The organism is Fodinibius sp. (assembly GCF_041642155.1).
GTDB lineage: Bacteria > Bacteroidota > Rhodothermia > Balneolales > Balneolaceae > Fodinibius.
Window position 1 is genome coordinate 1 of sequence record NZ_JBEPWZ010000067.1, and the last position, 12,403, is coordinate 12,403.

Genomic DNA, 12,403 nt, shown 5'->3' on the forward strand with positions numbered 1-12,403 from the left:
CATGAAGGAAATAAAACAATATTTGACGGTAGCTTTTCTAATTGCCGTTGGGTATATCACCCTCAATGCATGCAGTCAGTTCCTCCTTTCGCTTTACGGCGAAATGGATTTGTCTTCTCTACCCCTGGTAGATCCCCTGTCATTCACTCAAAAAGTTGTCCTGCGTCCCACACTTTTCACCCAAACACTCTATTTAACGGCTTGCCTGCTAACATTTTTGTTTGTTTATAAATGGTACCACCCCTCCTGGGATCCCTATATTTTTGCCGGTATTCTTATGCTGGTAGTCTATGGGTTCTACGAAGTTTTTTACTACTGGGCGACCGGAACATCAGGCGATTTTCTGTCTAACCGTTTTTTTAATGAAAGATATTTTGGCAGCTCCACCCAGGTTTTCAACATTGGGGGATTCTCACTTTTGCGGATGAAAAGCCTTACGGGCGAGGCTTCGATGTTCGCATTTACCGTCTTGCCTTACTGGGTTCTTGCTATCCATAAACAACGATATATAACTGCGGTTATCCTCACGTTAGCCCTCTTATTCTCCACCTCAACCACCGCCATACTGGGTATTGGCACATATATCATCGTTCTCATTCTCAGTAGGAAAGTCAATTGGAAATATCTCGTAACTTCGGCTGCGATACTTTTGCTGATTGCCGTCATCAAGTTTGAAACCGTTTTTTCTGTTTTTAATGAACTGGTTTTAAAAAAGCTTACAGGAGCCTCCATTTCGGGTGGCGTTCGGCTTTCGAATATGTTGGATTCGCTAACCTTTTGGTGGGAATCGCCCTTTCCCATCAAAATATTTGGCCTCGGCTTTGGATACATTCGTTCGACAGATTTCTTTTCAACCATACTGGTAAATAACGGAATCACAGGGTTGACAATATTTCTGCTTGTATTTATCTATCCCATCCTTGCACTGGGTAAAACGCCCAAAGAGTTTGCAATAAAAGCGGCCCTGTCGATTATTATTGTCACCATGATGATAGCCGTTACAGAATATACCTATCTCCCGACCTGGCTCTTTTTGGGGATAGCATATCACTACCTGACAGAAGAAGACACCTACTCACGGCGGCTCTACCGATCCATTCAATAAGTCAGTCAGCAATATTCTTTTATGTGCTTTTTCTTGTCCTATATCTTGTACAGTGTGTATAATTTAGGACACGTCCCCCTCCCCGCTTGTATTCATTATCTTTCGAAATAACCCCGAAAATAGGCCTGTACCCCCCTTAAGCCCCCATTTCTTGCGTCTATTCCTTTAGCCAGCCATCTCACCGAAGACGGTACAGATATTGCATTTAATTGTAATAAACAGATTGCTTTTTCCTATCAGGGAAACGCTGCAATCCAATGTTATCAAGATTAACGTAAAAATTAATCATTCATTTATGAGTACTACCGCCCAAAAATACATCTCTGGAAATAGAAAAGCGAGAATGCGAAGAGTATCACTTCCAACCTCAGAAAGCGCGTTGAACTTGGAAATTAATTCCATATCAATAGATTATGCGCGTATTTATCATGAAAAGCTGATTTGGAAGCAAGCGTTTGACCTGTTGTTTGGAATGGTTGGTACCTTTATTCTTCTGTTGCTGTACCCCTTCATCGCTCTGGGTATCAAACTCTCATCCAATGGCCCGGTTATCTTCAAACAGGAACGCTCTGGGTTCGACGGGAGGATCTTTGATTGCTATAAGTTCCGAACCATGCACTGCAGCAAGGATGAAAAGTCTGTAAAAAATCCTGATATCACCCAAAAAAATGACAGCCGGATTTTTACGTTTGGCCAGTTCCTCAGGAAGACCAATCTGGATGAAATACCTCAATTTATAAACGTCCTTAAAGGAGACATGAGCCTTGTGGGTCCGCGTCCCTACCCCATCCGCGAAAACTCCTATTGGAATACCATGTTTCCCGATTTTTATAAACGGTTTTCAGTCAAGCCCGGACTGACCGGCTTGGCCCAGGCCTCGGGTCTGCGCGGGGGGACCCTCAATATCGAAGATATGCGAGAACGTCTCAAGTGTGATCTCACATATATTAAAAAGCGATCCTTTGTAATGGATGTAAAGCTCATCTTTTTGACCATTAAAAGTATGCTCACGTTAAACACGCATGCTCATTAATAGTGAACGTTGCAAAACCGTTTTTGGGTCAATCTTTGCGTTCTCGCGTAATGAACCTCCTCACAGGTGTTAGATATGAGGTGGCTTTGAATTTGCTCAAACGTTGATATTTACCCAATTTTCTGGTTTTTCGAGGCTTCTCATCTAATAGTAAGGAGGCCCGCTATATATAACAGAAAGAGCTTATTCGAAAAAAAACAGCAACATTCCTTTTATTCCCACTCCGGGGCAAAACTGGGATTTACCAGCCGCAGGTTTTTGTCGAGCTGGTCGATGCGTTCAAAGTCCTCATCTTCGAGATAGAAATCAAAGATATCGAAATTATTCCTGAGATGTTCTTCACTGGATGCTTTGGGGATTGCCACCACATTCTCCTGTTCAATCAGCCACCGAAGAGCTACCTGGGCCGCTGTCTTATCGTAGCTCCGGGCAATTTCCCACAACTCCTCATTTTTATCGACTTTTCCCTTTGCCAGCGGAGCATAAGCGGTTAGCATGATATCATTCTCAATAGCATAATCCAGTAAGTCCAACTGGTCAATAAAAGGATGAAATTCCACCTGATCACAAAAAATGGGCGCGCGAATCTCATCGTTGACCTTCTGAAGCAGAGACAACGGAAAATTACTTACCCCGATATTCATGGCCTTGCCCTGGTCGCGTAGTACCAACATTGATTCTATGGTAGCGCGCAAATCATACTGATCATTTGGCCAGTGGATGAGCAGCAGGTCAACATACGGAGTATCCAAATTTCGAAGGCTCTGCTCAGTGGATTGCAGAACATCATCAGCATCGAGATTAGTATGCCATATTTTGGTTGTAAGAAAGATGTCTTCGCGAGGAATATTGGAAACACTGAGTGCCCTGCCTATTTCCCGCTCGTTCTTATACATCTGAGCGGTATCAATGTGGCGATACCCGATGTCAAGTGCTGTCCGTAAAACTCTTTCGCATTCTCTATCATGGAGTTTATAGGTCCCGAGACCTATTTCGGGAACGTCTAATCCCTGTATATTTTTATATTGCATTTGTAGTAAAAGAAATACTCCGTTTATTTTGGGTTAAATTAAACTTTATAACAGCTTTCGGTGTAAAATGATTCGATAAAATATAGGAAACTAACCGAATCTAAAAATCATTTCATACTCCTGCCTTTGTCTATATAAACCATCGAATTTAAAAAATCAATGTGGAAGATCTCTCCTTATTTAATTAGCTCCTTTATTTGATTAGCGTCATTTTCCGGGTAAAGACCTCTCCTCCCGCTTCAAGACGGGCGATATACATCCCGCTGGGCATGCTGTTCGCATTCCAGTTTATATCCGGATCCCCATCATGGGAGCCCGCACTTTTAAGTTCACCATCTATTAATGTGGCGACCTTTTGACCAATCATATTCCAAACCGTCAGTGTGACTTCCGTAGGCTCATCCAGTTCATACGGAATAGTGGTCGTATTCGTAAACGGGTTCGGGTAGTTCGGTTTTAGCCTGATCGATTCCGGCAGCTCCTCCTCTTCAGTCACATTTTCTTGCTCACTGTCCGGGGGACGAATAGCCAGGTAGAATCTTTCGGTACTTGTAGTCTCTGTCGGGGAGTTCAGCAGCGATTGTTCCGATGGAGGTGAGGCCTCTTTAATAGAGGTCGCTGATCTCTCCAATTCAAAATCATAGCGCTCAGAAGTCCTTAAATTTATCTCCCTATTTTGTTTATGATCCCTTAGCATCAACTCCCAGTCCCGGGGCATTTCATCGGGTCGGTCCCAGCTAAAGGAAAGACGGCTTTTATCAGCTGCCGAAAACAGGAGGGGAATCTGAATTTCCTGTTCCAACCGTCGGGGAAGTACATTTTTAGTCAGTCTGTTCCCGCTGCCGTCGGTGCTGTAAAGATTTAAAGAGCCCGACTTCAAAGAAAACAGCTTATAGCCGTCCAGCCTGTCTTCTCCCATTTTCCCCTCTTCCCTGATCTCTATACGATAATTGTCATACCATTCTTCCGCACCTAACCTCAGTTCAAAACTTCCCAGGGGATCACTCAACGAACCATGGAATTCCCTTCCGGCTTCTTTAGTCAGGTTATTGCGATCAAGGCGAAGCATTCCCCTTACTCCTTCATCCAGGTAGCGAACCCAAAAAGACTGAGTGGGATCGATAACATCATTATCATACAAAAGCTCAAATCCCCCGTTACCGCCGCCCATCTCAGGATTCCAAACATAGATATAACTATTTATGGATGGGTTAACTTCTCTAAGCTCTTCTTTAACCGCTCCAACCGAAATTTTCCTGCCGAACGGATTTCCCAGTAGATTAAATCCTTCCATCCCGTCAATACTCCCGTTTTCATCGGCATCCGTAGCACTTACCCCGATACCCACCACTCGATCGTGAAGGGGTTCATCGACCGTTAATGCTTTAGGAAGGCTCCCTTGTATTCCTGCCGCCTCCGGTTCGTCGGCTTCCGGCAGATATACGAAATAGCCTCTGCCCGGCTCCAAATAATCGGTAACGCTCTCGGGAGCTTTAAAAGAACCCCCGTCCTGCTCCTCCCAGGAGAGGATAGTTGCTTCACCACCGGGATCATCCGCTCCTGCGATGCCCTGTATTCGCAGGTCACCTAACAGCTGTTCAAATGAGGTGTTTTTTGTTGGAGATGACAGGCCTTTCCATCCCTCTACTCCTTCTATTGGGATCATAAAAGAAGGGGATTCCGAAGCAGTGCTTTCGGCCGAATCCTGAAAAGTAAAGGGGGTGACATCCATGGTATACTCTGCCGACTGATCCTCTGCCTGCCACCAGTTGCTTTCCGTATCTCCAATCAGCCGCAGGTATTCCCCTCTGCTTTTGCCCTCTCGCATTCCCTGGTACCCCCCCCGCATAGGCGGGTTATTCAGTACAATTGCTTCTTCCCCCACCGTCAGATCAATTTGGCTATACGAACTTTCCTGGTTGGAGATTGCTGCAAGTAAAGTGGGGGAAGATTGCAAATCCGGACCCCGGTAGGAAAAAATAGTGGTATTCGAGGGGGACCACTTTAGTCCGTTTCCGCTCAACCTGCCCGTACTAACAGAGGCCTCTTCCGAGTCGGTATAATGGAAGGTAATTACCGTCCCGGCGCTGATAAGAGTATCCCCGGTCTCCCAGCGAACTCCTTCCGGCTCAACAACATTGCCGTCCCATTTAAAATCCGTAAAAAAAATAGTTGTCTGGGGCGACAGATCAGCAAGAGCAACAATGGCAAATTCGCTGCTGCTGCTATTAATACCAATAAACGCAATATCTCCGCCCGACTGTGCTACAGCACTCCCTGCAACTCCTAAAAGGAGTCCCCAAAAAAAAATATGTTTAGTAAAAAAGCACCGTAGCGTTTTGCCCATACATAAAATTATATTACACCCCACACGTACTTATATATTTACTATTTTTTTTGATGTTAATCAAAATAAACAGCAAAAAATTATCCCCATATTCCTATTTATTTTTCCACGCTCAATCTCTCCAACCGGTCAGCACTTTCCGTCCGGAGTGAAGTTAGGCGATGGCCTTCCATAGAGGATACCAATTTGTATCGCTTTTTGGCCCGTGACAGGTCACCGCACTTTTCATACATCCTACCCGTATTAAATTGGAAAATAATATTTTTAGGATATTTTGCCGATAAGTCGCGAAGGTGTTTCAATGCCGGTTTATTCATCCCCTCACGCTCATATAAATAAGACAAAATTATTTTGGCATCATTGCTTACATAACTGTCAGACGCGGCAGCTTGTTCAAGAGCCTGAAATCCCTCTTCCATATCGCCCGGGAGTCCCGCGAAATTAGTCAACCACTTCAACTGATCGGGAACGCTCCCTGTCATATAATAAAATATCCCTTTGCCTATCAAAGCCTTAGGGCCATTTGCATCAAGTTTCAACAACTGGCGGGTATATTTAAATCCGATTATTCCACTTTGAAGTGCCCTCCTATAATCTTTCTCTGCTGCCATAACAAGACTCTGATATCCATATAGACCGCTTAGCATCAGGACTATCGTGGTGTCGCTGGGATTGGCTTCCAACGCGTCATGGCTTACAGTAAGAGCTTTGTCAGAACGCTCAATGAATGAACGGGCTGCAGCTGGCTCCTTCCCCCCGAAGTAGTATTGCCAAAAGGGAATCATAGCATCAAAAAAATAGGCGCGCGCATCCTGTGGATATGCTTGTTGAAGCCTTTGAAAAATGGTATAAGCCTTTTCCCAGTCTGATTGATAAAAAGCATCGATACCCTCATCCAGCTGGTGCTCATAGCCCGAAGAGTCGGCATCCACGATCTCCGTCCCCGGATTAGCCATGACATACAGCGGTAAAACTGTAAAAAGAAAAGCGATAAACCCTATTGCAACTTTCATATACGAACACAGATATTAATCGGTAGTAACAAACAACCAACGTAACCCATCAGCGTTTCGTCTTTTTTTAGATTAATCATCCTCGAGATGCATTTCGCCCAGCAGTCCCTCGCTATGGGCTACCGCCACCGATACCGCGGCATCGCCGGTAATATTGACGGCGGTCCGGCACATATCCAGGATGCGATCGACGCCCAGGATCAGTGCAATACCCTCAACCGGTACCTGGATAGCCTGCAACACAATCACCAGCATGATAATACCGGCGCCCGGTACCCCCGCAGACCCGATCGATGCAAGAGTAGCCGTAAGAACGATGGTAAGCTGTTGTGCTATCGACAGATCAAGTCCCAAAGCCTGGGCTATAAAAACGGCAGCTACCGCCTGGTACAGACTCGTTCCATCCATATTAATCGTCGCTCCGATAGGCAGCACAAAACTGGCCACCTCCTCGTCCACGCCCAGATTATTTTCCACCCGTTCCATGGTAACAGGCAGGGTGGCAGCGCTTGAGCTGGTACTGAAACCCAGAAGTATCGCCGGCCGGATAGCTCGGAAGAAGTCTGTCAGCTTCATTTTGCTGAAGATTTTGAATAAGCTGGAATAAACGATCAATACGTGCAGTAGCAGTCCGGCCACGACAGCTGCGCTGTACCAGCCCAGAGCACCCAGCAAATTCAGCGCCTGACCGAGATCATCCCCCGCCAAGTCCACGATAACACCCGCCATCAGGGCAAAAACCCCGTAAGGGGCCAGCAGCATAATCAGATCCACAATTTTGATGATCACATCATTAAAAGCGTCAAAGAAACTGATGAGAGGCCGCCCCTTTTCCGCCGGTACCTGGATGATACCGATACCCAATAGAATAGCTACAAAAACAACCTGGAGCATTTTACTGTTATCGGAAGCAGCAGCAAAAAGATTTTCGGGCACAATATCCACAAAGAAGCTCAGCGGCGATCGCTCCAGGACCTCCTGCGCTGTTTGTTTGGAGCCTTCAACATTTCCCTGGTAACTGCTCATCAGGTCCTGCTGCGTTTCAGTGGGAAGAAAGTCCCCTGGCTGAATGATATTTACGACCGTGAGTCCTATGGTTATGGCACAGATCGTGGTAACAATATAAATACCTACGGTTTTACCGCCCATACGAGAGAGTTTGGCCATATCATTCAGGCTCGTGACCCCTACGATGAGGGAGGCTAATACCAGCGGTACCGCAATAAGCTTAAGCAAATTAATAAAAATGGTGCCGAACGGCTTCACATAATCAACCGTAAAGGCCGAAAACCCGGCAACACTTGCAATGAGTCCCCATACAAGTCCCAATACCAGTCCGAAAATGATTTGCCAGTGCAATTGCTTATACCATGCTTTCATATAATCGCTATCCTAAATATTATGGCCAAAAGCGCTCCCGCACCGGTGGAAACAGCATTGACCAGATTATTATTGAACCTGATTTCTTTTCTGACGAAGGGGACCACCATTGGCCGGTTATGGCGTTGAAATATCGCTCCAAGGTAAGAATCGAGCACACATCCCAAAAAACCAGCTATAAAAATAATAAAGAAGCTTCCAAGAGAAAGTGAGAAAAAATAAGTAGAAGTTCCCGCTATCATCATGCTGCCTGCTGAAGCCCACGCCGTCCCTTTCAGACTGATGCCACCGTCTGCTCCTGGTGACACCGGCTCAAACGTTGAGATGAGGTAGGTGGTCCCGCCTTTTGTGCTTCGCAGCTCTGTGGCCCAGGTATCGGCTGTAGCCACGGCAACCGCCGCCACGCCTCCCAAAAGGAATATGCTGTTATCGAACGCAGCAGCCATCACTAAGCATAGAACCATCCACAAGCCATTGGCCCATACCTGTATGCCACTGCGGCGGACATTTCCCGAGGCCTCCCCGGATAGCCTGTCCTGATCCTGAGGTGTTGAAATAACAGCACTGCTGATAAAAAATAACAGAATGATCGCTGCCATAGGCCATCCGCCCAATCCGAATATGAGGGTGCCGGCTACGGTTGCCGCAAACATACCGTCCAGGGACAGGTGCTGTAGTAGAAAAGCAGCCAATGAAAACAGGAAAGACAAAAACAACCCGCCGATTATGCCCCAGTAATAGACGGGATTTCCCATATCGACCATAAACAGGAGAACGGCTGTAAACGTAAAAACGACATTGAGTTTACGATCCACGGGTATCGCAGCGGTCAAGATTGGTCGGATGCAGCAGATGTGTCCCGATCATGCTTCAATATAGCCACAATTACAGAAACATATCCCGCCATAATTACAACGGGTGACAGGTACAATGAGATGAACCCTTTTACTTCATTTTCTATATACATCGCTGAAAAACCAACAATGACTAATAACAACCCCAGTGCAAGAACTTTATAGTTCCAGGAGCTAAAGATCATCGGCTTTTTCTTACGGCCTCTGCTGCGATTTCTTGATACCATGAATTTAAGATAATTTTAAAAATTTATGCTATCCTTACAACGAAAGTGACGGATTATTCTTTCCCGTCCTTTTCGCTTCATAAACTAACAAAAAATTTACAACTAAATTTGTTCATTTTTGGAAACTGTAATTCTTGCTTCAGGCAGCCCTCGCCGCAAAAAACTGCTTGAACAAATCAATATGCCGTTTCAGGTACAGAAAAGTGCGATTTACGAACATTACCGTTCAGACCTCACTCCTTCCGAGGTCGTTGAGGTCCTGGCCCGCCGTAAAGCGTCAAGTGTAGCCCGCCACTATAGCAGGGCCCTGATCATCGGGGCCGATACCATTGTCGCATATCGGAACAAAATCCTGGAAAAACCGTCAACCAAAGAGGAGGCCCAAAGAATGCTCATGCAATTAAGTGGAAATACGCATTCGGTTTTTACCGGTGTATCGCTCTGTAAAAAAGCATCTCATGACAACAGCCAGACTCATACATTTTTTGAAGAAACAAAAGTCACTTTTGGCGACCTCAATCTCCGCGACATAAAACGGTATGTCGAAAGCGGGAGTCCGATGGACAAGGCCGGCGGGTATGGCATCCAGGACAAATATGGAGCGATCTTCGTCAGGCATATCGAGGGAGATTACAACAACGTGGTGGGCTTTCCGCTTTATACCTTTTATCAGGTTATGCAAAATTTTGCCCCGGAATATTTACCCGGTTATTCCGGGGAGAATCATTCATCCTGATGAAAAGTTAGCCATACCAAACTGCTCTTTTGGGCCAATATTTGCATTTTTCTCGAATTCACCATCCTCATAATATGCTTAGGTTATGAACTGCTCAGGCTTTGATATTTCCCGATGCTTCGGGACCGGTTTTTCAAAGCCCCCGGGAATATAACTAAAGGGTCTGCACCTTTCAATTTCCCCATGAGTGATCGGTACGGGTGCGCTTCTCTCGTTTATCACCGGCAGACGTATCTCTGTCATTTACGCGAATCCGGGGCCGTACTATAAAGCTCCTCAGGAGAAACACCAAAATCGACAATACCCGTGTTAAAAGTGGCCACATTTACGTACCTTTTACGGTACACGCTATTTATCTTAATAATGGAAATTTTGCCCCGCAATGAAGCCCACAAAAAAATTCGACGACCTGGTAGAACTTGTTAAAGTCCTTCGCAAAGAATGTCCGTGGGACCGTAAACAAACACATGAAAGTCTTAAAGACCATCTTGTTGAGGAAGCGTATGAAACGATTGAAGCCATTGACAAGAGAGACTTCAGCGAATTAGAAAAAGAATTAGGTGATGTTCTATTACAGGTTGTATTCCATAGTATTATGGCGGATGAAAAAGAGCATTTTACTGTCGGAGATGTGGTTTATACTATACAACAGAAGCTTATCCGCCGTCACCCGCATGTCTTTAGTGATGTTGACGCTGCTGATGATAAACAGGTTGCCGCAAACTGGGAAAACATTAAACTGCAGGAAGGTAAAAAATCAGTTCTTGAAGGTATTCCCAAACAGCTGCCGGCCTTGATTCGGGCCCAGCGCATGCAGGAGAAAGCTGCGAATGTGGGATTCGACTGGCCGGAAAAAAAACAGGTTTGGGAAAAGCTGGAAGAGGAACTGCAGGAATTCAAGGAAACGCTCAGTGATCAGGACGTCCAAAAACAACAGGAAGAATTCGGGGATCTTCTTTTTTCGCTGGTCAATGTAGCCCGCAACTATGATCTCACTGCTGAAGACAGCCTCCGCGCGACCAATAAAAAATTTATCCGGCGGTTTCAATATGTAGAAGAACAACTGGATAAAAATAACAGGGATATAGCGGACACCTCCCTTGAAGAAATGGATTTCTACTGGGATGAGGCAAAAGAGCAGTAATTATTTCTCAACATAGCTTCTTGTTTCAAAAGTGTTAAACTTTGTATACAGTAAACGCTGTTAATCGGTTCAGCGTTATGAAATTAGATTATCTCTATCCTGCTGAATATAAGTGAATCAAAAACCTGATTTTCTAATCAGCAAACATTATATTTGACCCAAATTAAAAGTTTATATCCAATCTTAAAATTCCGGAGTACAGAATGGCTGAGAGCTTAACTAAAGATCTTGATTTAAGTAAATACCCCCACATTAATAAAGGTTTGGCAGGCATTGTAGCCTTCTCCTCAACAAAAAGCTTTATAGATGGACAAGAAGGTAAACTTATCTACGCAGGCTATACTATTGACACCCTGGCTGAAAATGCCACGTTCGAAGAAGTTTGTTTTCTGCTGTGGAATGACCGGTTGCCCACGAAATCGGAACTCGATGAACTGAATACAAGACTGCAAAACCAACGAACCCTTCCGGATACGGTATTAGACTATTTGAGAAATACCTCTACCGAGGCAGAACCGATGTCTGTCCTGCGTACAGCTGTTTCCATGCTCTCGGATTTTCATAAAGTTGAAGCCAATACCAGTAAAGAATATCACATTAACAAAGCCATTTCGATCACCTCGAAGATGCCCACGATCATAGCGGCTTTCGACCGCATCCGTAACGGGAAAGAGGTCATAGCCCCCCTCTCCGAACAAAGTACGGCTTTCAACTTTTTGTATATGTTAAACGGGGAAGAGCCCGGTGAGCAGGCTGAAAAGACCATGGATCTATGCCTGATCCTCCATGCAGAGCACGGAATGAACGCATCAACTTTTACGAGCCGCACGATCTGCTCTACGGAATCTGATATGTACTCGTCCATCGCCGGCGCAATTGGTGCGCTGAAGGGTCCCCTGCACGGCGGGGCTAACCAGGCCGTAATGAAGATGCTGCTCGAGATTGAGGAAAAGGACGCTGATCCGGTCGAATATATCAAAGAGCGGCTGGCTGACAAACAAAAAATAATGGGTTTTGGCCACCGCGTCTATAAAACAATGGATCCGCGTGCCCGCATTCTGCGCGGCATGTCAAAGCAGCTTTCCAAAGAAACGGGACACGAAATGCTTTTTGAATGGTCGGAAGCCATTTTGAAAACGATGAAGGATGAAAAAGGAATCGATCCCAATGTAGATTTCTTTTCCGCTACAGTCTACTACTCCATGGGAATCAAGCCTGACCTTTATACCTGTATTTTTGCCATGAGTCGCGTTTCCGGATGGACCGGGCATTATATCGAACAAGCGGAGAACAACCGCCTTGTTCGTCCCCGTGCACTTTATACGGGCGAAAAGGATCTTGACTGGGTGCCTGTTGAAAAGCGATAACTCGTGATCATAGCGTTTCAAGTTCAAAGCCCCGGTTTCGGGGCTTTTTTATTCGTTTTCGTGGAAAAAAACGGATTGTCGCTTAATAATTTTTCCTCTGCCTTGACCAGCTGCCAATTAGAAGCTTAATTTCTTTCCGTTGGATAACAAAGAAACACAGCAGAAA

At 45.3% G+C, this 12,403-nt stretch carries 10 protein-coding genes; 5 read left to right on the top strand and 5 right to left on the bottom strand.

Annotated features, from left to right (window positions below):
* Together ACESLU_RS06160 and ACESLU_RS06165 are read left to right on the top strand one after the other, a co-directional pair.
* The coding region (locus ACESLU_RS06160) for a hypothetical protein (RefSeq protein WP_372636625.1) at positions 1 to 1,105 on the top strand (1,105 nt) is incomplete at its 5' end.
* Positions 1,106 to 1,490: 385 nt separating this feature from the next.
* Complete coding sequence (locus tag ACESLU_RS06165; RefSeq protein ID WP_372636628.1) at positions 1,491 to 2,138, top strand: sugar transferase; 648 nt, start codon at positions 1,491 to 1,493, stop codon at positions 2,136 to 2,138.
* 212 nt (positions 2,139 to 2,350) lie between these two features.
* Here ACESLU_RS06165 and ACESLU_RS06170 read toward each other — a convergent pair whose 3' ends face one another.
* The 5 genes from ACESLU_RS06170 to ACESLU_RS06190 all read right to left on the bottom strand — a co-directional run bounded on the left by ACESLU_RS06170 (position 2,351) and on the right by ACESLU_RS06190 (position 8,742).
* The gene (locus tag ACESLU_RS06170; protein ID WP_372636631.1) at positions 2,351 to 3,169 is read right to left on the bottom strand and encodes an aldo/keto reductase; all 819 of its coding nucleotides are present in this window, start codon (positions 3,167 to 3,169) and stop codon (positions 2,351 to 2,353) included.
* A 193-nt stretch (positions 3,170 to 3,362) separates the two neighbouring features.
* Complete coding sequence (locus ACESLU_RS06175; RefSeq protein ID WP_372636634.1) at positions 3,363 to 5,516, bottom strand: T9SS type A sorting domain-containing protein; 2,154 nt, start codon at positions 5,514 to 5,516, stop codon at positions 3,363 to 3,365.
* A gap of 98 nt (positions 5,517 to 5,614) precedes the next feature.
* A complete protein-coding gene (locus ACESLU_RS06180) occupies positions 5,615 to 6,529 on the bottom strand; it encodes a tetratricopeptide repeat protein (RefSeq protein ID WP_372636637.1) in 915 nt (304 codons plus the stop codon).
* 72 nt (positions 6,530 to 6,601) lie between these two features.
* Complete coding sequence (locus tag ACESLU_RS06185) at positions 6,602 to 7,909, bottom strand: dicarboxylate/amino acid:cation symporter (protein ID WP_372636639.1); 1,308 nt, start codon at positions 7,907 to 7,909, stop codon at positions 6,602 to 6,604.
* Positions 7,906 to 8,742: a TIGR00297 family protein gene (locus ACESLU_RS06190; RefSeq protein WP_372636642.1), complete on the bottom strand. Its 837-nt coding sequence runs from the start codon at positions 8,740 to 8,742 to the stop codon at positions 7,906 to 7,908. Before ACESLU_RS06190 ends, ACESLU_RS06185 begins: the two co-directional genes overlap by 4 nt.
* A gap of 366 nt (positions 8,743 to 9,108) precedes the next feature.
* On the opposite strand from ACESLU_RS06190, the gene ACESLU_RS06195 reads away from it, so the two are divergent.
* The 3 genes from ACESLU_RS06195 to ACESLU_RS06205 all read left to right on the top strand — a co-directional run bounded on the left by ACESLU_RS06195 (position 9,109) and on the right by ACESLU_RS06205 (position 12,237).
* A complete protein-coding gene (locus ACESLU_RS06195; RefSeq protein ID WP_372636645.1) occupies positions 9,109 to 9,726 on the top strand; it encodes a nucleoside triphosphate pyrophosphatase in 618 nt (205 codons plus the stop codon).
* Between the two features lie 382 nt (positions 9,727 to 10,108).
* Positions 10,109 to 10,870: a nucleoside triphosphate pyrophosphohydrolase gene (mazG, locus tag ACESLU_RS06200; RefSeq protein WP_372636647.1), complete on the top strand. Its 762-nt coding sequence runs from the start codon at positions 10,109 to 10,111 to the stop codon at positions 10,868 to 10,870.
* A gap of 263 nt (positions 10,871 to 11,133) precedes the next feature.
* Positions 11,134 to 12,237: a citrate/2-methylcitrate synthase gene (locus tag ACESLU_RS06205; RefSeq protein WP_372636649.1), complete on the top strand. Its 1,104-nt coding sequence runs from the start codon at positions 11,134 to 11,136 to the stop codon at positions 12,235 to 12,237.
* The last annotated feature ends 166 nt before the right edge of the window (positions 12,238 to 12,403 follow it).